At 69.5% G+C, this 24,205-nt stretch carries 24 protein-coding genes and 1 pseudogene; 13 read left to right on the top strand and 12 right to left on the bottom strand.

The annotated features are described in order from the left end of the window. Positions 1-114: 114 nt before the first annotated feature. Positions 115-777, bottom strand: a complete 663-nt coding sequence (locus tag WFJ17_RS17630) for a GntR family transcriptional regulator (RefSeq protein ID WP_336649084.1) — start codon at positions 775-777, stop codon at positions 115-117. 92 nt (positions 778-869) lie between these two features. Between WFJ17_RS17630 and WFJ17_RS17625 the strand changes: the two genes are divergently transcribed. Next, complete coding sequence (locus tag WFJ17_RS17625) at positions 870-2,009, top strand: glutamate--cysteine ligase (RefSeq protein ID WP_336649083.1); 1,140 nt, start codon at positions 870-872, stop codon at positions 2,007-2,009. A 21-nt stretch (positions 2,010-2,030) separates the two neighbouring features. Here WFJ17_RS17625 and WFJ17_RS17620 read toward each other — a convergent pair whose 3' ends face one another. Further along, complete coding sequence (locus tag WFJ17_RS17620; protein ID WP_336649082.1) at positions 2,031-2,993, bottom strand: sugar-binding transcriptional regulator; 963 nt, start codon at positions 2,991-2,993, stop codon at positions 2,031-2,033. A gap of 108 nt (positions 2,994-3,101) precedes the next feature. Here WFJ17_RS17620 and WFJ17_RS17615 point away from each other — a divergent pair, with 108 nt between their 5' ends. The 3 genes from WFJ17_RS17615 (at position 3,102) to glpK (ending at position 7,196) form a co-directional block, all read left to right on the top strand. Beyond that, positions 3,102-4,811 carry a glycerol-3-phosphate dehydrogenase/oxidase gene (locus tag WFJ17_RS17615; protein ID WP_251440760.1) on the top strand — a complete coding sequence of 570 codons (1,710 nt, stop codon included), beginning with the start codon at positions 3,102-3,104 and terminating at the stop codon, positions 4,809-4,811. 85 nt (positions 4,812-4,896) lie between these two features. Further along, positions 4,897-5,652, top strand: coding sequence for an MIP/aquaporin family protein (locus tag WFJ17_RS17610; protein ID WP_251440775.1), 756 nt, complete (start codon positions 4,897-4,899; stop codon positions 5,650-5,652). Positions 5,653-5,681: 29 nt separating this feature from the next. Beyond that, positions 5,682-7,196: a glycerol kinase GlpK gene (gene glpK, locus WFJ17_RS17605; protein WP_295034396.1), complete on the top strand. Its 1,515-nt coding sequence runs from the start codon at positions 5,682-5,684 to the stop codon at positions 7,194-7,196. A 122-nt stretch (positions 7,197-7,318) separates the two neighbouring features. Here glpK and ffh read toward each other — a convergent pair whose 3' ends face one another. Both ffh and WFJ17_RS17595 read right to left on the bottom strand, forming a co-directional pair. Next, the gene (ffh, locus tag WFJ17_RS17600) at positions 7,319-8,869 is read right to left on the bottom strand and encodes a signal recognition particle protein (RefSeq protein ID WP_336649081.1); all 1,551 of its coding nucleotides are present in this window, start codon (positions 8,867-8,869) and stop codon (positions 7,319-7,321) included. Positions 8,870-8,915: 46 nt separating this feature from the next. Beyond that, positions 8,916-9,503 (bottom strand): TetR/AcrR family transcriptional regulator, encoded by a 588-nt coding sequence (locus WFJ17_RS17595; RefSeq protein ID WP_336649080.1) that lies wholly within the window; start codon positions 9,501-9,503, stop codon positions 8,916-8,918. 85 nt (positions 9,504-9,588) lie between these two features. Between WFJ17_RS17595 and lipB the strand changes: the two genes are divergently transcribed. After that, a complete protein-coding gene (gene lipB / locus WFJ17_RS17590; RefSeq protein ID WP_251440804.1) occupies positions 9,589-10,230 on the top strand; it encodes a lipoyl(octanoyl) transferase LipB in 642 nt (213 codons plus the stop codon). Beyond that, on the top strand, positions 10,227-11,216 hold the full coding sequence (gene lipA, locus WFJ17_RS17585) for a lipoyl synthase (protein WP_251440821.1): 990 nt from the start codon (positions 10,227-10,229) through the stop codon (positions 11,214-11,216). The genes lipB and lipA overlap by 4 nt, the downstream gene beginning before the upstream one ends. A gap of 73 nt (positions 11,217-11,289) precedes the next feature. Here the strand turns inward: lipA and WFJ17_RS17580 are convergent, their stop codons facing one another. From WFJ17_RS17580 to smc, 3 genes are all read right to left on the bottom strand, one after another. Next, positions 11,290-11,790, bottom strand: coding sequence for a DUF2004 domain-containing protein (locus WFJ17_RS17580; RefSeq protein WP_251440824.1), 501 nt, complete (start codon positions 11,788-11,790; stop codon positions 11,290-11,292). Between the two features lie 68 nt (positions 11,791-11,858). Then, positions 11,859-12,734 carry a signal recognition particle-docking protein FtsY gene (gene ftsY / locus WFJ17_RS17575; RefSeq protein WP_292888385.1) on the bottom strand — a complete coding sequence of 292 codons (876 nt, stop codon included), beginning with the start codon at positions 12,732-12,734 and terminating at the stop codon, positions 11,859-11,861. 76 nt (positions 12,735-12,810) lie between these two features. Continuing rightward, the gene (gene smc / locus WFJ17_RS17570; protein ID WP_336649079.1) at positions 12,811-16,383 is read right to left on the bottom strand and encodes a chromosome segregation protein SMC; all 3,573 of its coding nucleotides are present in this window, start codon (positions 16,381-16,383) and stop codon (positions 12,811-12,813) included. A 512-nt stretch (positions 16,384-16,895) separates the two neighbouring features. Between smc and WFJ17_RS17565 the strand changes: the two genes are divergently transcribed. The 4 genes from WFJ17_RS17565 to WFJ17_RS17550 all read left to right on the top strand — a co-directional run bounded on the left by WFJ17_RS17565 (position 16,896) and on the right by WFJ17_RS17550 (position 20,384). Then, positions 16,896-17,174 carry a hypothetical protein gene (locus WFJ17_RS17565; RefSeq protein ID WP_292888379.1) on the top strand — a complete coding sequence of 93 codons (279 nt, stop codon included), beginning with the start codon at positions 16,896-16,898 and terminating at the stop codon, positions 17,172-17,174. After that, a complete protein-coding gene (locus WFJ17_RS17560) occupies positions 17,174-18,280 on the top strand; it encodes a GNAT family N-acetyltransferase (protein ID WP_336649078.1) in 1,107 nt (368 codons plus the stop codon). The genes WFJ17_RS17565 and WFJ17_RS17560 overlap by 1 nt, the downstream gene beginning before the upstream one ends. A 95-nt stretch (positions 18,281-18,375) precedes the next feature. Beyond that, positions 18,376-19,071: an ABC transporter ATP-binding protein gene (locus WFJ17_RS17555; RefSeq protein WP_251440843.1), complete on the top strand. Its 696-nt coding sequence runs from the start codon at positions 18,376-18,378 to the stop codon at positions 19,069-19,071. After that, positions 19,068-20,384, top strand: a complete 1,317-nt coding sequence (locus tag WFJ17_RS17550) for a permease (RefSeq protein ID WP_336649077.1) — start codon at positions 19,068-19,070, stop codon at positions 20,382-20,384. Before WFJ17_RS17555 ends, WFJ17_RS17550 begins: the two co-directional genes overlap by 4 nt. Before the next feature lie 3 nt (positions 20,385-20,387). On the opposite strand, the gene WFJ17_RS17545 is transcribed toward WFJ17_RS17550, so the two are convergent. Then, entirely contained in the window at positions 20,388-20,729 is a 342-nt protein-coding gene (locus WFJ17_RS17545) for an HAD-IA family hydrolase (RefSeq protein ID WP_336649151.1), read from the bottom strand. Positions 20,730-20,762: 33 nt separating this feature from the next. Continuing rightward, positions 20,763-21,026, bottom strand: coding sequence for a hypothetical protein (locus WFJ17_RS17540; RefSeq protein ID WP_336649076.1), 264 nt, complete (start codon positions 21,024-21,026; stop codon positions 20,763-20,765). Between the two features lie 120 nt (positions 21,027-21,146). Here WFJ17_RS17540 and WFJ17_RS17535 point away from each other — a divergent pair, with 120 nt between their 5' ends. Further along, a complete protein-coding gene (locus WFJ17_RS17535; protein ID WP_336649075.1) occupies positions 21,147-21,608 on the top strand; it encodes a phage tail protein in 462 nt (153 codons plus the stop codon). Between the two features lie 33 nt (positions 21,609-21,641). Here the strand turns inward: WFJ17_RS17535 and WFJ17_RS17530 are convergent. Together WFJ17_RS17530 and WFJ17_RS17525 are read right to left on the bottom strand one after the other, a co-directional pair. Then, positions 21,642-21,776, bottom strand: a pseudogene (locus WFJ17_RS17530) (zinc finger domain-containing protein); the annotation flags it as partial. 166 nt (positions 21,777-21,942) lie between these two features. Beyond that, positions 21,943-22,308 (bottom strand): hypothetical protein, encoded by a 366-nt coding sequence (locus tag WFJ17_RS17525; protein ID WP_336649074.1) that lies wholly within the window; start codon positions 22,306-22,308, stop codon positions 21,943-21,945. A 119-nt stretch (positions 22,309-22,427) separates the two neighbouring features. Here WFJ17_RS17525 and WFJ17_RS17520 point away from each other — a divergent pair, with 119 nt between their 5' ends. Then, entirely contained in the window at positions 22,428-22,649 is a 222-nt protein-coding gene (locus WFJ17_RS17520) for a helix-turn-helix domain-containing protein (RefSeq protein ID WP_336649073.1), read from the top strand. A 220-nt stretch (positions 22,650-22,869) separates the two neighbouring features. Further along, the gene (locus tag WFJ17_RS17515) at positions 22,870-23,571 is read left to right on the top strand and encodes a hypothetical protein (RefSeq protein ID WP_336649072.1); all 702 of its coding nucleotides are present in this window, start codon (positions 22,870-22,872) and stop codon (positions 23,569-23,571) included. 235 nt (positions 23,572-23,806) lie between these two features. Here WFJ17_RS17515 and WFJ17_RS17510 read toward each other — a convergent pair whose 3' ends face one another. Continuing rightward, positions 23,807-24,097: a hypothetical protein gene (locus WFJ17_RS17510; RefSeq protein WP_336649071.1), complete on the bottom strand. Its 291-nt coding sequence runs from the start codon at positions 24,095-24,097 to the stop codon at positions 23,807-23,809. Positions 24,098-24,205: the final 108 nt, after the last annotated feature.

The raw sequence follows: 24,205 nt of genomic DNA, 5'->3' as shown, positions 1-24,205 counted from the left end.
TTGAATGTGCATGGCGGATCTCCTGGCTGCGTGACCGCACGAGTGATCTATAACACGTGACATATTACCTGCTCGGCGTCCGAGCCGGAAGGATCGGTCCTGCCTGCAGGACTCTCAGTGCTCCTCGTGCCCGCTCCAGACGCCGCCCACATGTCCGATGTGCCGGCGCATCAGCTGCTCGGCGCCCTCGCCGTCACCCGCGACCAGGAGGTCGACGAGCTCGGCGTGCTCCCGCGCGGTGGACACGAGCGTGTCGGAGTCCGCCAGCTGGACGAGCCCGACCAGCCGCGTCTGCTGACGGAGCTCCCGGACGGTCTCGACCAGCTTCTGGTTGCCGGTCACGGCGAGGATCCGGAGGTGGAACGCCGTGTCCGCCTCCAGGTACTCCTCGAACTGCCGGTCCTTCGCCGCGGTGACGATCCGATCCGCCAGCGCGCGCAGCTCCGCCTCCAACGGCGCACCGACCGTGCCGGCGATCCGGCGCATGGGCGGCGCCTCCAGCAGCAGACGCACGTCGGTGAGCTGATTCAGCTCCTCCGGCGACACCTCCGTGACCTGGAAGCCGCGATTGCGGATCGGGCGCAGGAAGCCGCGGCGGGCGAGATTGAGCATCGCCTCGCGCACCGGCGTCGCACTCACCCCGAAATCACCGGCGAGAGTGGGAACCGTGAGCACCTCCCCCGGCGGCGTCTCCCCCGACACGATCCGTGCGGCGATCATGCGCTCGACCTGCTCGCGCAGACTCTCGGCAGGCACCAGAATGGACCCGGCGCTCATGCCCTGAACCCGTCGCAAAACGTCATACGGCACATGCTAGCGCCGGGCGTGCGATCATTGGCCGACGATCTCCCCTCCCGAATCGAGGTCCCATGCCGATCGAGTTCGCCTCCTCGCGGCGTTCCACCGTGGGCCTGGAGTGGGAGCTCATGCTCGCCGACCCGGCATCGGGTGATCTCGTGGGCCGAGCCCCCGAGCTGCTGCAGGAGCTGGAGCAGGCGAGCGCGGACGAACGGCACACCGTCACCGGGGAACTGCTGACGAACACGATCGAGGTGACGAGCGGGGTCGGATCCAGCGTGTCCGCCGCGGTCGGCGACATCGCCGCCGCGATCGCCGCCGTCCGGGCCGCGACCGATCCGGCGGGCATCGAGCTGCTGTCCGCCGGGAGCCACCCGTTCGCGCAGTGGTACGACCAGCAGGTCACGGACAAGACGCGCTACCACTCGCTCATCGAGAAGACCCAGTGGTGGGGTCGCAACATGATGATCTGGGGCATCCACGTGCACATCGGGGTGGAGGACCGCGCCAAGGTGCTGCCGGTCATCGGCGCGCTCACCTCCTATCTGCCCCACCTCCAGGCCCTCGCCGCATCCAGCCCGTTCTGGGCCGGCGAGCGCACCGGCTACGCCTCGAACCGCGCGCTCGTGTTCCAGCAGCTCCCCACCGCGGGGCTCCCCTGGCCGCTCCCCGACTGGGCCGCGTACGAGGCGTACCTCGACGACATGGCCCGCACCGGCGTGATGTCCGACGCGACCGAGGTGCGCTGGGACATCCGCCCCGCGCCGCGCTGGGGCACCATCGAGGTGCGCGCCTGCGACGGGATGTCCACGCTGCACGAGCTCGCCGCCGTGGCTGCGCTCACTCAGGTGCTGGTGGAGTCGTTCTCCCGCGATCTCGACGAAGGACGCGTCCTTCCCGTGCTGGCGCCCTGGTTCCACCGCGAGAACAAGTGGCGCGCGGCGCGCTACGGTCTCGACGCCGAGGTGATCATCGCCCCCGGCGGCGCACAGCGCTCGGTGCGCGCGCACCTCGCGGATGAACTCGACCGGCTCGCTCCCGTCGCGGCCGATCTGCAGTGCTCCGCGGAGTTCGCCGGTGTGGCGGACATCCTCGAGGGTGGCGCGAGCTACGAGCGACAGGTGGCGGTCGCCGATGCGACCGGTGGCGACCTGCACGAGGTGGTCGATCACCTCATCCGCGAATTCCGCTCCGGACCCGAGACTCTCTGACCCCCGGCCCGCGGTGCCGCCTCACCCCTCCACGAGCTGACGGGCGAGCCCCTCGTCCAGCACGACGTCGGTCACCAGTCGAGCCCCGATCGCCGCGCGCAGCGACGGCAGCTTCTGGGCGCCGGCGACGACGCAGAAGCGCCGGGCGACGCGGCGCAGCCGGTCCAGTCCCGGACCCGTCGCCCGGGCGTTCACGGCGATGTCCTTCCAGGTGCCGTCCGCACGGAAGAAGACGGTCGCGACATCGCCGATCGCCCGATCCTCGCGCAGGCTCCGGTAGTCGTCCCGGCCGAGATAGCCGCCCACGTACACGCGGCTCGGCACCTCCGCACTCGGCGAGCCCACGCTGAACACCGCGAGATCCATCTTCGCCTGCAGGTCGAGCACGCGCAGCGTGCTGCGCTCGCGCCACATCGCCTCCCGCGTGCGCGGGTCGTCGAAGAACGCCGGCACGGGGAACTGCTGCACCTGCGCCCCGAACGCCGAGCCGAAGCGCTGCAGGATCTCACTGGAGTACTCCACCCCACTGGTGAGCGTGTTGCCCGCGCCGTTGAGCTGCACGATCGTCGTGCCCCGCGTCTCCTTCTGTCCGAGCTCGCGGCTGACCGCGCTGATCGTGGAGCCCCACGCCAGGCCGACGACCATGTTCGAGTCGATGACCTGGGTGAGCAGCCGCCCGGCGGTGAGCGCCACGCGCTCCAACCGCTCCACCTCGGTCACGCTCTCGGGCATCGGCACCACGTGCGCGGTCACCTGCAGCCGGTCGTGCAGCTGCTGCTCGAGCTCGCCGGCGTGCTCGAGCGGCGAGTTGATCCTGATGTCGACGAGTCCCACCTCGCGCGCGTAGCTCAGCAGGCGTGACACGGAGGATCGCGATGTGCCGAACTCCTCGGCGATCACGTCCATCGTCTTGTCCTGCAGGTAGTACAGGCGGGCGGCCGTGAGAGCCGCGACGGCCTTCGACTGGCGCTTCCGTTCAGACATTTCGGACCCTTTACATATCGATTCAGGCGATTCTTGCACATTCGTGCAGCTTGCTTGACCATAAGGGCGGCTGGGGGAATGCTGTGAGAAATCGGGAAGGAGACGATGATGACCGATCACATCCACAACGCCGCGGAACGCCCTGAGGTGACTGAGGTGCGCGAGGCAGGACGCACCACGGTGCTGGTGATCGGCGGAGGGATCAACGGCATCTCCACCTTCCGCGACCTCGCCCTGCAGGGCGTCGACGTCGTCCTCGTCGAGCGCGGCGACTTCGCCTCCGGCGCGTCCTCGGCCTCCAGCCACATGATCCACGGCGGCATCCGCTACCTGGAGAACGGCGAGTTCCGCCTCGTCAAGGAGTCGGTGACGGAGCGCAACGGCCTGATCAGGATCGCGCCGCACTACGTCAAGCCGCTCGAGACCACGATCCCGATCTACTCGACCTTCTCCGGGATCCTGTCCGCACCGCTGCGCTTCCTCACCCACAAGTCCGGCAAGCCGCAGGAGCGCGGGGCCTTCCTCATCAAGATGGGCCTGACCATCTACGACACGTTCTCGCGCGACGGCGGAATGGTTCCGCGGCACAAGTTCCTCGGCCGCAAGAAGTCGCTCGCCGAGCTTCCCGCGATGGATCCGAAGATCAAGTACACGGCGACCTACTACGACGCCTCGATGCACGACCCCGAGCGACTGGCTCTGGACGTGCTGCAGGACGGCCGCGCCGCGCACCCCGGCGCACACGCGCTCAACTACGTCGAGGCGATCGGCCACGACGGCGACGCCGTGCTCGTGCGCGATCGCGAGAGCGGCACGGAGTTCCCCATCGCCGCGGACGTCGTCGTCAACACCTCCGGCCCGTGGACGGACCTCACGAACGAGGCCATGGGCGAGCTGACCCGCTTCATGGGCGGCACCAAGGGCTCGCACATCGTGCTGGACAACCCCGAACTGCTCGCCGCCACCCGCGGCCGTGAGATCTTCTTCGAGCATTCCGACGGTCGCATCGTGCTCATCTACCCGCTCAAGGGCAAGGTCATGGTCGGCACGACGGACATCGACGCCGACCCGCGCGAGGTGCCGCTGTGCACCGAGGAGGAGATCGACTACTTCTTCGACCTCGTGCACCACGTGTTCCCGAGCATCGACGTGAACCGGGACCAGATCGTGTACCGGTTCAGCGGGATCCGTCCCCTCCCCCGCCATGAGGACACGGCACCGGGGTTCGTCTCGCGCGACTACCGCGTCGAGGTGGACGACAGCCACGCCGTTCCCCACCTCAGCCTGGTGGGCGGCAAGTGGACGACGTTCCGCGCCCTCGGCGAGTCGCTCTCGGACAAGATCCTCGAGCTGCTGGGCCGCACCCGCGTCGTCTCGACGCTGGGACGGGCGATCGGCGGCGGCAAGGACTACCCGCAGAACGATGCCGCTCGTGCCGCCTGGATCTCGGCGCACCTCGCGGGCGCCGGAGAGCGCGCCGAGCTGCTGCTCAAGCGCTACGGCACCCGAGCCGCGGACGTGTGGCAGTACGTCGAGCAGGGTCCCGACGCGCCCCTCGCGGCCGGGCAGCTGTCCACCCGTGAGCTGGAGTGGATGGTGCAGAACGAGCTGATCGTGCGCCTCGAGGACGTCATCCTGCGCCGCACCAGCCTGGCCTTCACGGGCGACGTCACCGAGGAGATCCTCGAGGAGGTCGCCGAGGCCCTGGCTCCGCTGAAGGGCTGGGATCGCGCCAGGACCGCGCGCGAGATCGACCTGACCCGGGAGCTGCTCAACACCCGGCACGGACTTTCCCTCACCGCCCGCACCCACGGGTAACGGGTTCCACCGCCGCCCTCATCGGCGTCCATCTCGAACACCGCATCGGCAGAGGGGCCGATGTCTGCGAAAGGTCAATGGAGACATGACTGAACCGAATCTCGGACTGTACTTCCTGTCCGAACTGGTCGGAACGGCGATGCTGCTGCTGCTCGGCTGCGGCGTCGTCGCGAACGTCGCCCTCGCCAAGAACAAGGGCAACGGCGGCGGATTCCTCATGGTCAACTGGGGATGGGGCCTGGCAGTCTTCGCCGGTGTGCTCGTCTCGGCGTACTCGGGTGCCATCCTGAACCCGGCTGTCGGAATCGGCCTGCTGGTCGCCGGCAAGATCACCTTCACGATGTTCCTCGTCGCCACCGGCGCAGAGCTGCTCGGCGCCATCATCGGCGCCGTCCTGTGCTGGCTCGCCTACAAGCAGCACTTCGATGACGAGCCCGACCCGGCCAACAAGCTCGGCGTCTTCTCGACCGGCCCGGCGATCCGCTCCTACGGCTGGAACCTCGTGACCGAGATCATCGGCACGTTCGTCCTCGTCTTCGTGATCTTCGCCTTCGCGGACTACGGCGACGTCAAGGTCGGCACGCCCGGAGGCCTCGGCCCGCTCACGGCGCTCCCGGTCGCCCTCCTCGTGGTCGCGATCGGCGCCTCCCTCGGTGGTCCGACCGGCTACGCGATCAACCCCGCCCGTGACCTCGGCCCGCGCATCGCGCACGCGATCCTGCCGATCAAGGGCAAGGGCTCGAGCGACTGGGCCTACTCCTGGGTGCCCGTCGTGGGCCCGCTCATCGGCGGCGTCCTCGCCGCGCTCCTCGCACCGGTGCTGCTGCACCTCGTGAAGTAACCCGACCCTGATTCAAAGGAGAACAGCACATGGCTGACTACGTCATCGCCATCGACCAGGGCACGACCTCGAGCCGCGCCATCATCTTCGACCGCAAGGGCAGCATCATCGCCACCGGTCAGAAGGAGCACGAGCAGATCCTGCCGCAGGCCGGCTGGGTCGAGCACGACGCCTCGGAGATCTGGGCAAACGTCCAGGAGGTCATCGGTCTCGCCCTCACGCGCGCGCACCTGACCCGCCACGACATCGCCGCGGTCGGCATCACCAACCAGCGCGAGACCGCGGTGGTCTGGGACAAGACCACCGGCAAGCCGGTGTACAACGCCATCGTCTGGCAGGACACCCGCACGCAGCCGATCGTCGACCGCCTCGCGGCGGACGGCGGCGTCGAGCGGTTCAAGCCGATCGTCGGCCTGCCTCTGGCGACCTACTTCTCCGGCACCAAGATCGCGTGGATCCTGGAGAACGTCGAAGGAGCGCGCGAGAAGGCCGAGGCCGGAGACCTGCTCTTCGGCACGACCGACTGCTGGGTGCTGTGGAACCTCACCGGCGGCGTGAACGGCGGCGTGCACGCGACCGACGTCACCAACGCCTCGCGGACCATGTTCATGGACCTCGAGACCCTGCAGTGGCGCGACGACATCCTCGAGGCGTTCGGCGTCCCGAAGTCGATGATGCCGTCGATCCGCTCCTCCTCCGAGGTGTACGGCGCGGCGGAGGACTCCTCGCTCCTGCGCGAGACCCCGATCGCGGGCATCCTCGGCGACCAGCAGGCGGCGACCTTCGGCCAGGCGGCGTTCAACTCCGGCGAGAGCAAGAACACCTACGGCACGGGCTGCTTCCTCATCTTCAACACGGGCGAGGAGATTGTCCACTCGAAGAACGGACTGCTCACCACCGTCGGCTACAAGCTCGGCGACGGCCCGACGCACTACGCGCTGGAGGGCTCGATCGCGGTCACCGGATCCCTGATCCAGTGGCTGCGCGACCAGCTCGGCATCATCGACTCCGCGCCTCAGGTCGAGGAGCTCGCCGACAAGGTCGAGGACAACGGCGGCGTGTACATCGTGCCCGCGTTCTCGGGTCTGTTCGCACCGTACTGGCGTCCGGACGCCCGTGGTGCGATCGTCGGCCTCACCCGCTACGCGAACAAGAACCACATCGCCCGCGCGGCGCTGGAGGCCGTGGCCTTCCAGACCCGCGACGTGCTCGACGCGGTCAACGCCGACGCCGGCGTGGACCTGACCGAGCTCAAGGTCGATGGCGGCATGGTCGCGAACGACGCTCTCATGCAGTTCCAGGCGGATGTGCTGGGCGTGCCGGTCGTGCGCCCGGTGGTCGCGGAGACCACGGCTCTGGGCGCCGCCTACGCGGCCGGCCTCGCCGTCGGGTTCTGGACGGGTCTGGACGACCTGTCCGCGAACTGGCAGGAGGACCGTCGCTGGGAGCCGAGCATGGACGTCGCCGAGCGCGACCGCCAGCTGCGCCTGTGGCACAAGGCCGTCACCAAGTCGATGGACTGGGTCGACGAAGACGTGAAGTGATCTGACACGACGAAAAGGCGGGCCCGGAGGAGCGATCCTCCGGGCCCGCCTTTTCGTCTCCGATGCGCGAGGCTTCTTCGTCTCCGATGCGCGAGGCTTCTCGCGATGCCCCGCGGCCGCGGTCAGTTCTTGCCGAAGAGCTTCTGGATCTCCGCCATGTCGGCTTCGGACGGGGCCTTCTGCCCGCCGAGACCGAAGCCGGTGCCGCTCGGCGCCTGGCTCGTGGCGAGCCCGGAGTTCTCCGCCGCACGCTTGGCGGGGTTGCCGGAGCGCGATCCCGCACTCTTGCCCTTCTTGCCGCGCTTGGACGACGCGCCGGGGCGGCCCATGCCGGGCACCGACCCCATGCCGGGGATGTTCGGGGTGCCGCCGCGGGCGACGGTCTTCATCATCTTCGCGGCCTGCTCGAACCGCTGCACGAGCTGATTCACGTCGGTCACCGTCATGCCGGAACCGCGCGCGATGCGCAGGCGGCGGGAGCCGTTGAGCACCTTCGGGTTGCGCCGCTCCCCCGGGGTCATCGAGCGGATGATCGCCTCGGTGCGATCGATCTCGCGCTCGTCGAAGTCCTCGAGCTGCTGCTTCATCTGGCCCATGCCCGGGAGCATCCCGAGCATCTTCTTCATCGAGCCCATCTTCTTCAGCTGCTGCATCTGCTCGAGGAAGTCCTCCAGCGTGAAGGTCTGGGTCGCGAGCTTCTCGGCGACCTTGAGGGCCTCGGCCTCGTCGAACGCATTCTGCGCCTGCTCGATGAGGGTGAGGATGTCGCCGAGGTCGAGGATCCGGCTCGCCATCCGGTCGGGGTGGAAGGGCTCGAGATCCTCGAGGCGCTCGCCCGTGGAGGCGAACATGATCGGGCGTCCGGTGATCGAGGCCACGGACAACGCGGCGCCGCCTCGGGCGTCGCCGTCGAGCTTGGAGAGGACGACACCGGTGAAGTCGACGCCGTCCTGGAACGCCTTGGCCGTGTTCACCGCGTCCTGGCCGATCATCGCGTCGATGACGAACAGCACCTCGTCCGGGTCCACAGCACGGCGGATGTCCGCCGCCTGCTTCATGAGCTCGGCGTCGACGCCGAGCCGGCCCGCGGTGTCGATGATGACGATGTCGTGCTGCTGGCGGTGGGCGTGCTCGACGCCGTCCCGCGCCACGCGCACGGGGTCGCCGATGCCGTTGCCCGGCTCCGGCGCGAAGATGGTGGCCCCGGCCTGCTCCGCGACGACCGTCAGCTGGGTCACGGCGTTGGGGCGCTGCAGGTCGGCCGCGACGAGCAGCGGGGTGTGCCCCTCGCCCTGCAGCTGCTTGGCGAGCTTGCCGGCGAAGGTCGTCTTGCCGGATCCCTGAAGACCGGCGAGCATGATGACCGTGGGCGGGTTCTTCGCGAACTCCAGCCGGCGCTGCTCGCCGCCGAGGATCGCGATGAGCTCCTCGTTGACGATCTGCACGACCTGCTGCGCGGGGTTGAGCGCCTTGTTGACCTCGTCGCCGAGGGCGCGCTCGCGCACCTTCGCGGTGAAGTCCTTGACGACCGGCAGCGCGACGTCGGCGTCGAGCAGTGCGCGGCGGATCTCGCGGACGGTGCCGTCCACATCGGACGCGGACAGCTTGCCCTTCGTGCGCAGATTGCGGAAGGTCTCGGTGAGCCGATCGGAGAGCGTGCCAAAAGTAGCCATGGTGCTGCAATTCTACGCGAGCGGATCCGCCGCCCGTGCAGGGCGCTCAGCCCCAGTGCAGGTCGGTGATCCGCGGCAGGGCGTGCTGCAGCTGCGCGAGCGGCGAGCCGTGCCCCGCACCCCCCTCGGCCCACACCCGCAACGACGACAGGACGGCCACAGCGTAGGCAGCGCCCAGCACGTCGGCCCGGATCCGCTCGACGCCCGCATCCCGCGCAGCCGCGGACAGGGCTGCGGCGAGCCGGCCCTGACGCAGTGCCGACTCCCGCTGCAGCTCGTCGGCCAGCCCCATCGCCTGGACGTTGCCGAACGCGAGCGCGAGCGGATCCGGCTCCAGTCCTTCCAGGATCGCGGCGAGCACCGCGGCGATGGCCGCGGGACTCTCGCCGGCGCCGGGCTCGGCCAGCGCCGCCACGGCGCGGTCGATGCGCTCGTCCAGCCCCGACCAGAGCACGTCGCTCTTCGAGGAGAAGTAGTTGAAGAAGCTCGACCGGCTCACTCCGGCCCGCTGCGCGATACCCGCGATCGAGGTGCCCTCGTAACCGGACTCGAGGAACAGCTCGCAGGCCGCCTCGGCGATCGTCTCGCGCGAGGAGACCCGGGGACGGCCGACGCCGCGGGCGGGGATGCTCACCCCGCCACCGTATCGCGCGACGCGCCCGCCGCCGTTCGGGGCTATTGTTGAACTGCATTCAACAACTCGATCAGAAGGATCGGTCATGCTCGACATCCAGACGGTGGGCCTCGCCCCCGACTACGTCCCGTACCTCGAGGGGTGGGATCTGCAGCGACGCGTCCACGCCGACGTCGTCGCGGGTTCGCGCCCTGACACGCTCCTGCTGCTGGAGCACGAGGCCGTGTACACGGCCGGCAAGCGCACCGAGCCTCAGGAGCGCCCGCAGGACGGCACTCCCGTGGTCGACGTCGACCGCGGCGGCAAGATCACCTGGCACGGTCCGGGACAGCTCGTGGGCTATCCGATCGTGCGCCTGCCCGAGCCGATGGACGTCGTGGCGCACGTGCGCCGGCTGGAGCGACTGCTCATCGACGTGCTGCGCCCGCTGGGCGTGGACGGATACCAGGTCGAGGGCCGCAGCGGCGTGTGGGTGCGCCGGCCGCTCAGCGAGGACAAGGTCGCGGCGATCGGCGTGCGCGTGCAGCAGGGCGTCACGATGCACGGCTTCGCGATCAACTGCGACAACACCCTCGCGGGCTTCCGCGGGATCATCCCGTGCGGCATCACCGACGCCGGAGTGACCACCGTGAGCGAGGTCGTCGGCCGCGAGACCTCCCCCGCCGACATCGTCGACGCCGTCGCCGCGGCGTTCGCCGCCGAGTACGCGACGGAGGTGGCCGCATGAGCGCCGCCCCCGAGGGCCGCAAGCTGCTGCGCCTGGAGATCCGCAACGCCGAGACGCCGATCGAGCGCAAGCCGGAGTGGATCAAGACCAAGGCCCGGATGGGGCCGGAGTACAAGGCGCTGCACTCGCTCGTCAAGGACGAGGGCCTGCACACGGTGTGCCAGGAGGCCGGCTGCCCGAACATCTTCGAGTGCTGGGAGGACAAGGAGGCGACCTTCCTCATCGGCGGATCCCAGTGCACACGACGCTGCGACTTCTGCCAGATCGACACCGGCAAGCCCGACGCCTACGACACGGACGAACCGCGCCGCGTCGCCGAGAGCGTGCAGCAGATGGGCCTGCGCTACGCGACCGTCACGAGCGTCGCCCGGGACGACCTGCCCGACACCGGCGCGTGGCTCAATGCCGAGACGGTGCGCAAGATCCACGAGCTCAACCCGAACACCGGGGTCGAGCTGCTCGCGAACGAGCACAACGCGGATCCGGCGTTCCTCGGGCAGATCTTCGACGCCCGGCCCGAGGTCTTCGCGCACAACGTCGAGACCGTTCCGCGCATCTTCAAGCGGATCCGCCCGGCGTTCCGCTACGAGCGCTCGCTCGACGTGATCACGCAGGGCCACGAAGCCGGCCTCATCACGAAGTCGAACCTCATCCTCGGCATGGGCGAAGAGCCGGAGGAGGTCGTGCAGGCGCTGCAGGACCTGCACGACGCGGGCTGCGACATCATCACCATCACCCAGTACCTGCGTCCGACGCCGCGGCACCTTCCCGTGTCGCGCTGGGTCAAGCCGGACGAGTTCGTCGCCTTCAAGCAGGAGGCCGAGCGGATCGGCTTCCTCGGCGTGCTCGCCGGCCCCCTGGTGCGATCGTCCTACCGCGCCGGCCGCCTGTGGGCGCAGTCGATGATCTCGAAGGGCCGGGAGATCCCGCCTCACCTCGCGCACATCGCCGAGGGCGCCGACCTCGGCTTCGCGCAGGCCGTCTGAGACCCGGATCGCCGGACGGGCAGCAGGGGGGCCACTCCCGTCCGGCGGTTCGTCATTCCGACGGGCCGGCTCCTCAGTCGGCGCTCATGACCGACAGCACGGCGCCGTCGGATCCGAAGTTCACCAGGAGCACGTCGTCGTCGCCGTCGGCGTCGAGGGCGTACTCGAGCACCGCGAACGGCTCGCTGCCGCCGTGCTCGTCCACGAGCAGCGTCATGCTCATCAGGCGCAACGACCGGATGATGTCGACGGCCGCGTCGCCGCTGACGTCGACGAGGTAGTCGTTCAGCTCGTCGCCGTACTCCTCCTGCTGCTGCAGGATGTACTCGGTCACCTCGCTGGTGCGGTCGTCGACCTCGGACAGCATTCCGCGGCGGGCCTTGTCGTCGATGGCCTCGAGACCCGAGACGAAGGCGGCCGCGATGTCGAGCGACTCCCGCGACACGTCCTCCTGGTCGGGCGCGGTCAGGTCCACGGTGAGGGCATGGTCGCCGAACTCCACCGTCTCGGACCAGAAGATCGATCCGTCCGGTCCCGAGGACAGCAGTCCGAAGAAGTCGTGTTCGATCGCCATAGGCCTATAAAACCAGCCTTGCGGGCGGGACGGTAGTCCGCGCGGCGCGTGCCGGGAATCGGCTCGGATCAGGAGCCCACGAGAGCCTGCACGAACACGTGCGGCGTGAAGCCGGTGAGGTCGTCGATGCCCTCGCCCTGCCCCAGGAGCTTGACCGGGATGCCGGTGCGCTCCTGCACTGCGAGCACGAAACCGCCCTTGGCCGAGCCGTCGAGCTTGGTGAGCACCAGGCCGGTGACGCCGGCGTGCTCGAGGAATGCCTCGGCCTGGAGCACGCCGTTCTGGCCGGTCGTCGCGTCGAGCACCAGCAGCACCTCGCTGATCGGCGCCTGCTTCTCGACCACCCGGCGGATCTTGGAGAGCTCGTCCATCAAGCCGCCCTTGGTGTGCAGGCGGCCCGCCGTGTCGATGATGACGATCTCGGTGCCGTTGTTCTTCGCGTACTCGACCGTCTGGAAGGCGACCGAGGCCGGATCCTGCCCCTGCTGCTGGGGACGCACGATCGCCGCTCCCGCGCGCTGCGCCCAGGTGCCGAGCTGCTCGACCGCCGCGGCGCGGAAGGTGTCGGCCGCACCGACCACGACGGACCGCTGGTAGCCGCGGAGGAACTTCGTGAACTTGCCGATCGTGGTCGTCTTGCCCACGCCGTTCACGCCGACGACGAGCACCACGGCCGGACGCTCGGTGAGCTTGAGCGTCGTGTCGAACTTCGCGAAGTGCTCCTCGAGCGTCTCGCGGAGCATCCGCTGCAGATCCTTCGGATCCGTGGTGCGATACCGCTCGACCTTCGCGCGCAGCTCGTCGACGAGGCGCTCGGTGATGTCGGGCCCGAAGTCGGCGGTGAGCAGGGCCGTCTCGAGGTCGTCCCAGGTGTCGTCGTCGATCGTGGGCTTGACGAACATGCCGCGCAGCGCGCGGCCGAGGGACCAGGACTTCTCCGCCATGCGTCCAGCCTACGGGGAGCAGCCCGGCGAACCCGGCGTGTTCGCCGAGGGCGCGCTGTCGCGGACGCGCGTGCGCTCAGGCGGTTGCCGCGGCAGCGCGGTCGCCGACCCTCTGGCCGACGACCGCCGAGACGCCGTCCTGCCGCATCGAGACGCCGTAGAGCGCGTCCGCGATCTCCATCGTGCGCTTCTGGTGGGTGATCACGAGCAGCTGCGAGCTCGCGCGGAGCTGCTCGAACACCGTCAGCAGACGCCCGAGGTTCGCGTCGTCCAGCGCCGCCTCCACCTCGTCGAGGATGTAGAACGGGCTCGGGCGCGCCTTGAAGATCGCCACGAGCAGGGCCACGGCCGCGAGCGACCTCTCGCCGCCGGAGAGCAGCGAGAGCCGCTCGATCTTCTTGCCGACGGGGCGCACCGCGACCTCGATGCCGGTGTTCAGCAGGTCGTCGGGGTTGGTCAGCGAGATGCTTCCGGCGCCGCCCGGGAAGAGCAGCGGGAACACCTCGCCGAACGCCTGCCGGGTGTCCTCGAACGCCGACGCGAAGATCGTCTGCATCCGCTCGTCCAGCTCGGCGATGATCGTCAGCAGATCCTGACGCGTCTTGGTGAGGTCGGCGAGCTGCTCCGTGAGGAAGGCGTGCCGCTGCTCGAGAGCGGCGAACTCCTCGAGCGCGAGCGGGTTCACCCGACCGAGCTGCGCGAGCTTGCGCTCGGCCTCCTGCAGCCGGCGCTGCTGGATGCGCCGATCGAAGGGGATCCCGGTGGGGACAACATCCGCCTCTGCGGCGTCCGCCGCCTCGACGAGGTCGTCCGGCTCGGCGGCGAGAAGCACCGCGTCACGGGGAACCAGCTGATCCGGGCCGTATTCCGCGACCAGGATGTCTTCGTCCAGGGCGAGCTCCGACTGCACGCGCTCGAGGAGGCTGGTCAGGTGCAGCTTCTTCTCGTGGATCTGCAGCTCGAGCCCGTGGACGCTCTCCGTCAGCCCTGCCAGGCGTTCGCGGATCGACGAATCCTGCCGGCGCAGCTCGCCGAGCTCCTGATTCTGCGCCGAACGCGCGGCTTCCGCCGCGGCGAGGGCGACGCGCGCCTCGGCGACCGAGCGGTCGATCGAATCCAGGATCCGAGGCAGCTCCGCTGCGACCCCGGAGGCCGTCTCGCGCTGGGCGCGCCGGATCACCGCGCGGCGGGCCGCCTCCGCGGCCGCCTCGCGCTCCCGCTCGCGCTGCCGCTCGAGCGACGTCACCCTGGTCTGCGCGGCGCGCACGCGCTCCCGCAGGGTCTCGATGCCCAGGCGCGCCTCCATCTCGGTCTCCCGCGCCGCCTCCAGCGCCTCCAGCAGCCCCTCGCGGGCGGAGGCGTCCAGCACCGGCCGGGGCGCGGCCTCCGCGGCGGCCAGGGCGTCCTTGGCGGCATCGGCGTTCGCCTCGGCGTCCGCGACGGCGGACTGAGCCTGCTCCAGGCCCGCCTCGAGGCGATCGCACTCCGCGATCGCGGATTCGTGCTGCACGCTGACGCGGTTCACCTGCTCGGTGTGCGCGGCCAGGGCCGCATCGTGCTCGCGCAGGGTGCGCAGGGCGTCCCGGGAGACCCGGCGCGCCGTCTCCAGCGCCTGGGTTCCGTCCTCGCGGGCCTCGCGCAGCGAGTCGACGACGACGCGCACCTCGCCCAGCCGGTCGACGGCGGCGTCGCGCTCCGCGACCAGCTCGAGCCGCGACCGCTCCCCTCCCGATCCGGTGTGCAGGGTGTGCGCGGTGAGCACCTCGCCCGCCTTCGTCACCGCGGTGAGCGGCACGCCGGCCGCGGCGACCGCGGCCGCGTGCGCCGATCGGGCCGCCGTCAGGTCCTCCACGATCACGACATGCGACAGGATGCCGAGGACACCCGACGGTGCCGTCACCACCTCGGTCGCGGGAGTGGCCCCGGCGATCCGGGCATCAGACACCGCCGCGGCCGCGCCTTCGGCGATGACGATGTCGTACGCCCCCGCAGCCTCGCCGTCGGCGGCGACGGCGAAGGCCGCCGCGACGTCGTCGACCAGGACGCCTTCGGCGAGGGGCCCGAGCACGGCCGCGATCGCCGCTTCATAGCCGGGCGTGACCTGCACCGCATCGCCCACGAGTCCGCGCACGCCGGCGAGCCCCGCGGCGACGATCTCGGCCGCGCCGCCCGTGACGGCGATCGCGCTTCCCAGCGCCGCGGCCTTCGCCGTGAGCGCCTCCGATTCCCGCTCGGCGGCGTGCAGCCGCTCGCGCAGGCCCTCGAGCTCCCCTTCTGCGGCGACGGCGCGAGCCTGCGCCCGCTCGTAGGCCTCGGCATGCTCGGCGGCGGTGCCCTCGGGGGCCTCGCCCTCCTCGATCCGCTCCCGCGCCTCGGCGGCTTCGCGGCGACGCTGATGAGCCGCTTCCAGGGCGTTCTCCTGACGCAGCACAGCACCGCGGACGGCGGCCAGGGCCGAGGCCGCGGCCTCCGCCTGTCCGCGCAGCGTCGTCAGGCGCATGTCGTGCGCCGACACGAGGGCGCTCTGCTCGGCGATGTCCACATCGAGGGCGTCGAGTTCCGCACGGGCCTCGGCGACGCCCCGCGTCGCCTGCTGGGCGGCGTCCTGTGCACGACCGATGCCCGAGGAGATCTCCTCGACTTCGTCCTTGGCCTCGTCGATCGTCGCCTGGGTGACGGTCACCGCGGTCACCGCGTCGTCCTCATCGGTCCCGAGCAGCGCAAGACGCTGGTTGGCGAGGGTGAACAGGCCGCGCGTGCGCTCCTGCACCTGCTCGAGACCGAACGCGATGCGGCGCGCCTCGTCGACCGCGGCCGAGTTCTGCAGCCCTTCGAGCCGCGTGATCTCCGCGCGGATGAGGTCGCCCTGCTCGCTCAGCACGACGCGCTCCGCATGGCGCTCGTGCTCGTTGCGCGTGTGATCGGCGAGGGCCGAGCGCAGGGTCACCACGTCGTCGGCGAAGATCCGGGCCTTGGCGTCCCGCACGACGGCGGCGATGGTCTGGGCCTCCCGGGCGATCTCGGCCTGGCGCCCGAGCGGCTTGAGCTGACGGCGGATCTCCCCGGCCAGATCGCTGAGGCGCGTGAGGTTCGTCTCCATCGCGTCGAGCTTGCGGAGGGTCTTCTCCTTGCGGCGCCGGTGCTTGAGGATCCCCGCCGCCTCCTCGATGAAACCGCGCCGGTCCTCCGGCGAGGCCTGCAGCACGGTGTCCAGACGCCCCTGGCCGACGATGACATGCATCTCGCGTCCGAGGCCGGAGTCGCTGAGCAGTTCCTGGACGTCGAGCAGGCGGCAGCCCTCGCCGTTGATGGCGTACTCGCTCGATCCGTTGCGGAACAGGGTCCGGCTGATCGTCACCTCGGCGTATTCGATCGGCAGCGCGCCGTCGCTGTTGTCGATCGTGAGCTGCACCTCGGCGCGCCCCAGCGGGCCCCGCGTCGACGTACCGGCGAAGATGACGTCCTCCATCTTGCCGCCGCGCAGGGTCTTCGCCCCCTGCTCGCCCATGACCCAGGCAAGCGCGTCGACGACGTTGGACTTCCCGGAGCCGTTCGGTCCGACGATGCAGGTGACGCCCGGCTCGAAGGCGAACGTCGTCGGCTGCGCGAAGGACTTGAACCCCTTGAGGGTCAGGCTCTTCAGATGCATGGGCACGCTCGACGTTCGGCGGAGTTCACGGCCTCTACGCTATCGCGGCCGCTCCCCGCCTCCGCGCGGGAAACGCCCGAGGTCCAGGGATTTCTGAGTGTCGGCTTGACGCTTCCTGTGAAGCTCCGCTAGCGTGACAACCCGAGCCGAGAAAGGAGGTTGCCGAACATGATGAACATCCGCATTGCATTCACCCCATCCCGTGGGATCGATGCGTCCTCGGCGACTTCCGCCGGCCTGCGCGTGCGTTTCGCCGCGTAACAGGCGCATTCTCCCCCGCTCCGGCTTGAGGCCGGCCTGACGCCTCGTGCGTCCGCGATCCGATCCGCGATCCTCGCGTCGATCTCCGATCGCCTCACCTGATCCGGGACACCTGTCTCCGGATCCACGCCGATCCGGACACCGCGTCCTGGATCCGGCTCCCTCACCCGTGACACGTCGCGGCACCCCACCGGGCGACCGCGCCGTGGAGCGAAACCGCCTTCCGGCACGACCAACGAAAGCGAACCACCGTGAACACCGCATTGCACGCTTCGCCTCCCACCGAGTCGACGCAGAGCGCTCTCCCCGAGCGCGACCTGTCCATCCAGCTCCCCCGCGAGGAGGAGCTCCGCAACCTGTCGTTCGCCCAGCGGGTGGCCCTGCGCGTCGCCCTGCACCTCATCGTGCGGACACGTCCTGCGGCGCAGGACCGGGCTCGGGCCGCTCAGGCCGCGTCCCGTCGCCTCCGCCTCCTGGAGCAGTACGAGGCCGACCGCCTGTCCCGCAGCGCGACGCGGCAGGTGCTCTGATGACCGACGCCGGCACCGCCGACCCGATCATCGCCCTCACCGCCGGCGCGACCCTGCATCCGCTCGTGCTCCCCGCACGGGCGGATGCGGGGTCCTCCCCCGCGTTCCGTGCCTATGCCGAGGTCCGCAACCGCTGCCTCGAGGAGGCCTCCGGCCGCGACGACGACAGCTTCACCGCCGACGAGCTGCTTCCGCTGCTCACCTCGGACGCCCACACGCACCGCCGCCAGTGGCGGATCGTCCGTGGGGAGCGCACCATCGGGGTGGCCTTCCTGAACATCTCGCGCGACGGCGCCGGAGACACCGCCATGTCGGCGATCAGCATGCTCCGCGAGGAGCAGGGCCGGGGCATCGCGACCGCGGTCGCCGGCCACCTGGAGCCGCTCGCGCGGGCCGAGGGCATGCGCACCCTCCAGATGTGGACCGAGCACCTCCCCTCGGGCGAACCGGCCCTGGAGCCGCCGACGGGCTTCGGCAGCGTCCCCCGCGATCACACCGCGCGCTTCCTCCTCGCCCAGGGCTGGACCCTGGAGCAGGTCGACCGCGTCAGCGAGTACCGCTGGGACGGGGACGACCGCCTCCTCGGGCTGCGAGCCGCCGCGGAAGAAGCCGCATCCGGCTACCGCGTCGTGCAATGGCTGCTGCCCACGCCCGAGGCCTTCGTCGACGGGTACGCGTGGATGAAGTCCCGCATGTCCACCGACGCCCCGGACGCCGACATGGACTCGCCGGAGGAGACCTGGGACGCCGACCGCGTCCGCGAGCAGGACTCCCGCTGGCTCGACATGGGCCACACCGTTCAGGTCACCGCGGCCCAGCACATCGAGACCGGCGAGCTCTGCGCGTACAACGAGCTCTCCCTCAAGGGCGCCGACGACAGCGTGACCCAGCAGAACGACACCCTCGTGCTCGCGGAGCACCGCGGCCACCGGCTGGGCCTGCTCGTGAAGACCGCCGGTCTGCTCTCCTGGCATGAGCGCCACCCGCGCTCGCAGCGCGTCGTCACCTACAACGCAGAGGAGAACCGCCCGATGCTGTCCATCAACGAGCAGCTCGGATTCGCGCCGATCGGATACGGCGGCGCCTGGAAGAAGGTGCTGGACTGATCGCTCGCCAGGATCATCCCGCAGGATGACGTCCCGGCGCGATCCTCACTCCCCGGACCGATGATCCGCCCGACGGCGCCGGCCAGGCTGGAGGCATGAGCACAGCAGTCGTCGAAGCACAGGGTCTGATCAAGTCGTTCGGATCCACCCGAGCCCTCGCCGGGGTGGACCTCCGGATCGCCTCCGGCGAATCCGTCGCGATCATGGGAGCATCCGGATCCGGGAAGACGACCCTGCTGCACGTACTCGCCGGGATCACCCGGCCCGATGGGGGCCGCGTGACGTTCCTGCCGCCCGCCGGGGGCGTCGTCGAGGTGAGCGCACTGAGCGAATCGGCGCGGTCCCGGCTGCGCCGCGAGTCGTTCGGGTTCGTGTTCCAGCAGGGGCTGCTGATGCCCGAGCTCACCGCCGTGGAGAACGTCGCGCTCGCGGCGATGATCACCGGGGTCTCCCGTGCCGAGGCGACGCAGCGCGCGGCCGGGTGGCTCGCGGCTCTCGGACTGCAGGGCATGGAGGATCGCCGGATCGGCGAGCTCTCCGGAGGCCAGGCCCAGCGCGTCGCGATCGCCCGCGCCCAGGTCACGGGGGCGAGCGTCGTGTTCGCGGACGAGCCGACCGGCGCGCTGGACTCGACGACGTCGTCGGAGGTCATGGACGCGCTGCTCTGGTCGACCACCGGGCAGGGCCGCACGCTCGTCGTCGTCACGCACGACCCGCAGGTCGCCGCGCGCTGCTCCCGGACCATCGCGGTCCGCGACGGTCGCGTGCTGGGCTCGGCGGTCGCCGCATGAACGCCGCGACCCTGCGTCTGCTCCTGCGTCCCGCACCGGGTTCCGCCGGAGTCGTCGTGATCCCCGCGGTCGCGTTCGCCGTGGTCTCCGCACTCGTGCTCACGGTCGTGGGCGGTGCGCAGGCGTTCTGGGGATGGACGGACGAGTACGCGATGATCTACCAGATCCTCGCCGCCGTCGCGCTGGTGCTGCTGGTGCTGCCCCTCGCCTCGCTCGGCGGGGCGGCCGCCCGGCTCTCCGCCCGCCGGCGGGACGAGCGGCTCTCGACGCTGCGGCTGCTGGGCGTCAGCGGGTTCGGCGTGGGCGTGGTGGCGGTCGTCGAGGCGACGCTCGTCGCCGCGACGGGTGTGCTCGCCGGGGTGCTGCTGACGATCGGGATCGCGCCGCTCGTCGGCCTCATCCCGTTCCGCGGCGCTCCGCTCGGATCGGCCGTGATGCTGCCGCCACTGCTGACCGCGGCGATCGCGATCGGGACCGTGCTGCTCGCGACCGTGAGCGCCGTGATCGGGCTGCGTCGGGTGGTGATCTCACCACTGGGCGTGCGCACCAGGACCACTCCCCGCACACCCCATTGGGTGCGCGCCCTGATCGCCGTCGTCGTCATCGCGGCAGGGTTCGCGGCCGGCCGGATCGTGCCCGGCATGGGCGAGGCGATCGCGATCATCACCGGCCTCGTCGCCATCTTCGCCATCGGCCTCCTCGTGCTGAACCTCATCGGGCCGTGGGTGCTGACGGTCGGCGCGCGGATGCAGCTGCGTCGCGCCGGGACTCCCGCACGGCTCATCGCGGCTCGCATCGTGCTCGACGACGCGAAGGGCGCCTGGCGTCAGGTGAGCGGCATCGCGATGTCGAGCTTCATGGCGGTGTTCGCCGGCACCGGCGTCGCCCTCATGAATGTGATCGGCAGCGAGAACACCCGCACCGACGACGTCGAGCTCGTGACCGACATGCGCACCGGCCTGATCATCACACTCGTCGCGTCCTTCCTGATGGTCGCCTGCTCCGTGGCGGTGACCCAGGCGTCGGACATCCTCGACCAGCGCGAGCTCCATCGCAGCCTGCACTATCTCGGCGTTCCCGCGGACACGGTCGACGCGGCGCGGCGCCGCGCGGTCATGTCGCCCCTGCTGGTGACGTCGATCGGCTCCGCACTGTGCGCGGCCGTCCTCATCTTCCCGCTCCTCGGGATCGCCCTGATCACCGCGCCGGCTTCGCTCCTCACGATCGCCGCCGTGCTCGCCACCGGGGTCGCGCTCGTCTGGATCGCGACGCGACTCACCCGTCCGATCCTCCTGCGGGCGTTCGCGGGCTGACCCTCAGGAACCGGTGGCGGCCGTCAGGAACTCCTCGACGGCCGCGACCGTCGTGGCGTTGTCGCGATGCACGATGCCGCGGATCCCGACCCGGGCGGCGCCGTCGATCTGCTGCTGCCGATCGTCGATGAAGAAGACCTGTTCCGGGGTCGACTGCATCGCCCGGAGCGCCGCCTCGTAGGCCTCCGGTTCCGGCTTGTTCGCGCCGATCTCGTGGCTGTAGCAGATCGGGTCGAAGACGGCGGAGAATCCGTGCCGACGCTCCTCCTCTTCGCGCGCACCGTCGGCGGAGTTGGAGAGGATCGCCACTCCCGCCCGCCCCCGCAGCGACCGCGCGTACTCGATCAGTTCGACGTTCGCCTCGCCGCAGTAGGCGTCCTACAGCTCCTGCACGGCTTCCTCGCGCTGGACGTCGGTGAACCTCAGCGCACGAGCGAAGCCGCTCCAGTACGCCTCGGCCGTGCCCGGCTCGACATCGATGCGCGGCAGGTCCGCGACGGCGAGCCGCTCGTCGTACTCCGCGCGGGTGAGTCCGGCACGGGTCGCCCACCGATTCGCGAGCTCCTCCTGCCAGATGCCGTCCTCGACGAGCTCGAGCACGCCGCCGATGTCGAACAGGATCCACGGCCTGGGCTGGGTCATGGTCCGACGCTAGCCGACGCCCGTGAGGCCGGCGATGGGGAGCGCTCCCCCGGTCGATCTCGCCCGCGGCGGGGTGCTGCAGGAGAATGAGAGGATCACCGCCTCCTGGAAGGACTCCGTATGAGCAGCGTCGTCGACTTCGCCACCGTCTCGACCACAGGACTGGAGGCATCGCCGATCGCCGAGGCGCTCGCCGGCCTGCGGGCGAACGAGGCACGCTACATCACCAACAAGTACGGCACGCCGTTCACGGTCAGCACGCCCGGGGAGGATCCCGAGACCCTGGCCTGGGTCACCGAGATCCTGCAGGAGGAGCGCGGCATCGTGATCGCGAGTCCCGCCCTCGAGGTCAGCGGGTTCGAGGCCGACGGGATCCGGTTCGGATACGTCTTCTACGCCTCGGGGCTCGCGATCAACGTGATGTACACGCTCGACGACGCGGGCAAGCGCGCGGTCGGCTTCAAGCTGTCGCTCGGGATGGAGATCCCGGAGGAGCTGTCGGCGTTCAAGTTCGCCCGGCAGCGGTCGAAGCTGGCGGGAGAGATCCGCGGCTCCTATTTCGTCATCAAGGGCGAGCACTGACGGCGACCGCCCGCGCCGGGCGCCGGCACGCGGTCAGCGTCGTCGCTGACACCGCGGGCAGAAGTGCGAAGAACGGTTCATGAAGGACTCGCGCCGGATCGGTCCACCGCATCGCGGGCAGGGCTGATCGCCACGACCGTACGCGTTCAGCGAGTGCGCGAAGTAGCCCTACTTCCCAAGATAGATGCATTCACCTCTTTTCGAAGTGCAGGGAAAGCGTTTGTGCTGGTCAAAGGCCACTTTTGCGCTACAAGTCTACCGGCGGGGAACGAGCATTCCGGACCAGCGGACGGCCTGAAGACGAAGAGCCGGTTCTCCGTGTCGAAGGGCGAGTTCAGGCGTCGGTGCGATGCCCGTCGCTGCTAGGCGACCCCGGGGCCCCCGCACCTCGTCGTTTGGCATCGCGTTCCCGGATGTGGTCCAGGAAGACCTTGCGAATCACTGCTGCTTGCTCTTCGGTGAACGGAGGCGCAGCCTCACGGATCGCGCGGACGTGCGCGTCACGAACAGTCCAGCCGAACGCGTCGTTCAGGTCAGAGACGCGGATCAACGTCTTGATGACCGGGCGTCCGTCGCGTCCTTCCACTTTCTCTTTACGCGCGGGAAGATTCCCCTGTCTGATACGTCGCCAGATCGTCTGCGTGCTGCAGTGGTGACGGTTGGCTGCGGCGACCACGTCGATCGACTCATCTTCGGACATCAGTCTCCTCCAGATCCCCGAACACCCAGAGACGGGCTCGATCGCTGACGCCACCGCGAGCACGCCGATGTGACTCATAGTCCGTGGACTCATGATCAGCGTACCGAGAGCGTTGATGCATGACTAGATCGGCGCATCGCATCGCGTTTGGACAACGCCTTCGCGACCTGCGCCAGGAGCAGGGCTGGGCCTCCCAGGAAGCCTTCGCTCACCACGTGGGACTCGACCGCACCTACGTCAGCGGGCTGGAACGAGGAACTCGCAACCCGACCCTGGACGTGCTCGTCAAGCTCGCCCACGGACTCGATGTGAAGCCATCGGAACTGCTGTCAACGGTCTAGTAACCGCCGCGTCAGTACATCGCTCCTGGATCACCTTCTTCCCCAGACTTCCGCACCGCCGTCTGACCGAGGCGCTGATCATCACGTGCTTTCAGCCGAAAGCATCGGACCCAGGTTCTCGACGACTTCGAGCCGACACTGGGAAAATAGGCGACATGGGCAACGATCTGAGGGAGGTCGCCGCGCAGGCACGGCAGGGCCCGCACAACGAGGTCTCCCTATGAATGCCGACGACGAGATCCGCATGATCAAGGACGGCTGGCGACTGCTTGGCAACGACGTTCAGGCAGAACTGGTCGCTCGCGGCTGGGCAGTCACTGATCTCGACGTCGCAGACGACGAACCTCTGGAGTTCTTCTGGCCCCCGACCGCGCCGGTCGGATACGGCGGCCTGCCGGAATGGAACAACGAGGCGATGGCGAAGCGGCCGCGGATGTACGGCCCACGACCGTGTCCCTGGCTCTCGCCGACGCGGATCGCACGTCACGGCGAGGGATGGAAGGTCGTGTTCGGCGCGGCCATCGCTCAGGAACCGGATGAGCCGATCGAACTCGACGACGAGGAACTGCACCGCCAGCTCGAGCGGATCGAGTGGTGGCCGATGGCCGTCGAAGAGGCGAAACAGCTGCAGATGGAGCGGCTGATGACCACCATGCGCGCCGCCGCCCACGACGACCACAGCCTCGGATACATGATCCGCACCGAGCCCTACGAGGGTCGAATACGCGAGATCTACGAGCGAATCGCCTCTGGACAGAGGATCAACATGGGGCAAGTGATGGCCGGCGACCGAGAGGCGCTCCGTTGGAAAGGCGACTTGCGCGCTCGGGCGAGCCTCATCGAGGCCGAGGCTTGGGCCTCTGCCGTCCGCTCGGCGCGTGCCGGCGGCGAGGGCTGGGACGTGAGCGGGCCGACAGGATGACTCCGACACTCGCGTAGTCGTCGCCGCCTGCGTCAGATTCTTGTCGAGAACGAAGCCGTGATCAAGTTGCCAGACGTCGGCGAGGCGGAGCTGGATCTGCACCCCGAACTCGTTGAAGTGTCAATAACCTCGAGGTTAGGAACGCACCGGAGGAGCCCGTTGAGGTAGCGCTACGGCTTTGCAAGTCCACGGGCACCCAGGACGGTCGAATCCTCGCAGTAGATCGGTTTCCCAATCACTGCTGCGCCATGAGGGTCCGCGCTGCGGCCTCGATGCGCGCGGCAAGTCGACCGGGATCGTCACCATCGTTGAGATCCAGCTCGAGGCGGCCACCGTCCATCCGCTCGACGGCGATCGTCACGACAGGGTCGCGATAGTGGGCCGCCTGCAGGACCACGACTCGGATGCCGTCCGGGACGTTGGCCTGCCGTCGGGCATAGAGAACTAGGTTCTTCGGATGCTGCAACCCGACATGAAGAGACGACCAGGGTGGGTACTCCGGTTGCTCCGGATCTGCGGCGGACATGTCTCGACTCCCCTCTCCCGAGACCACGACTACTTAGAACGGCGCAAGCGGGTAGAGAGCGTCCAGAGACTGTGAGCATCCTGGTCGCAAGTGCACTTGCCTGCCGAG

Origin of the sequence: Microbacterium sp. MMO-10, from assembly GCF_037148715.1 — a bacterium.
Lineage (GTDB): Bacteria > Actinomycetota > Actinomycetes > Actinomycetales > Microbacteriaceae > Microbacterium.
Note: the sequence above shows the minus strand (reverse complement) of the source record. Positions and strands in the feature narration are given on the sequence as shown.

Bases quoted from the DNA above. Each gene is read 5' to 3' on its own strand.
- WFJ17_RS17630 (WP_336649084.1), bottom strand. From the start codon at position 777: ATGAGCGCCGGGTCCATTCTGGTGCCTGCCGAGAGTCTGCGCGAGCAG.
- WFJ17_RS17625 (WP_336649083.1), top strand. From the start codon at position 870: ATGCCGATCGAGTTCGCCTCCTCGCGGCGTTCCACCGTGGGCCTGGAG.
- WFJ17_RS17620 (WP_336649082.1), bottom strand. From the start codon at position 2,993: ATGTCTGAACGGAAGCGCCAGTCGAAGGCCGTCGCGGCTCTCACGGCC.
- WFJ17_RS17615 (WP_251440760.1), top strand. From the start codon at position 3,102: ATGACCGATCACATCCACAACGCCGCGGAACGCCCTGAGGTGACTGAG.
- WFJ17_RS17610 (WP_251440775.1), top strand. From the start codon at position 4,897: ATGACTGAACCGAATCTCGGACTGTACTTCCTGTCCGAACTGGTCGGA.
- glpK (WP_295034396.1), top strand. From the start codon at position 5,682: ATGGCTGACTACGTCATCGCCATCGACCAGGGCACGACCTCGAGCCGC.
- ffh (WP_336649081.1), bottom strand. From the start codon at position 8,869: ATGGCTACTTTTGGCACGCTCTCCGATCGGCTCACCGAGACCTTCCGC.
- lipB (WP_251440804.1), top strand. From the start codon at position 9,589: ATGCTCGACATCCAGACGGTGGGCCTCGCCCCCGACTACGTCCCGTAC.
- lipA (WP_251440821.1), top strand. From the start codon at position 10,227: ATGAGCGCCGCCCCCGAGGGCCGCAAGCTGCTGCGCCTGGAGATCCGC.
- WFJ17_RS17580 (WP_251440824.1), bottom strand. From the start codon at position 11,790: ATGGCGATCGAACACGACTTCTTCGGACTGCTGTCCTCGGGACCGGAC.
- ftsY (WP_292888385.1), bottom strand. From the start codon at position 12,734: ATGGCGGAGAAGTCCTGGTCCCTCGGCCGCGCGCTGCGCGGCATGTTC.
- smc (WP_336649079.1), bottom strand. From the start codon at position 16,383: ATGCATCTGAAGAGCCTGACCCTCAAGGGGTTCAAGTCCTTCGCGCAG.
- WFJ17_RS17560 (WP_336649078.1), top strand. From the start codon at position 17,174: ATGACCGACGCCGGCACCGCCGACCCGATCATCGCCCTCACCGCCGGC.
- WFJ17_RS17555 (WP_251440843.1), top strand. From the start codon at position 18,376: ATGAGCACAGCAGTCGTCGAAGCACAGGGTCTGATCAAGTCGTTCGGA.
- WFJ17_RS17550 (WP_336649077.1), top strand. From the start codon at position 19,068: ATGAACGCCGCGACCCTGCGTCTGCTCCTGCGTCCCGCACCGGGTTCC.
- WFJ17_RS17540 (WP_336649076.1), bottom strand. From the start codon at position 21,026: ATGACCCAGCCCAGGCCGTGGATCCTGTTCGACATCGGCGGCGTGCTC.
- WFJ17_RS17535 (WP_336649075.1), top strand. From the start codon at position 21,147: ATGAGCAGCGTCGTCGACTTCGCCACCGTCTCGACCACAGGACTGGAG.
- WFJ17_RS17525 (WP_336649074.1), bottom strand. From the start codon at position 22,308: ATGTCCGAAGATGAGTCGATCGACGTGGTCGCCGCAGCCAACCGTCAC.
- WFJ17_RS17520 (WP_336649073.1), top strand. From the start codon at position 22,428: ATGACTAGATCGGCGCATCGCATCGCGTTTGGACAACGCCTTCGCGAC.
- WFJ17_RS17515 (WP_336649072.1), top strand. From the start codon at position 22,870: ATGAATGCCGACGACGAGATCCGCATGATCAAGGACGGCTGGCGACTG.
- WFJ17_RS17510 (WP_336649071.1), bottom strand. From the start codon at position 24,097: ATGTCCGCCGCAGATCCGGAGCAACCGGAGTACCCACCCTGGTCGTCT.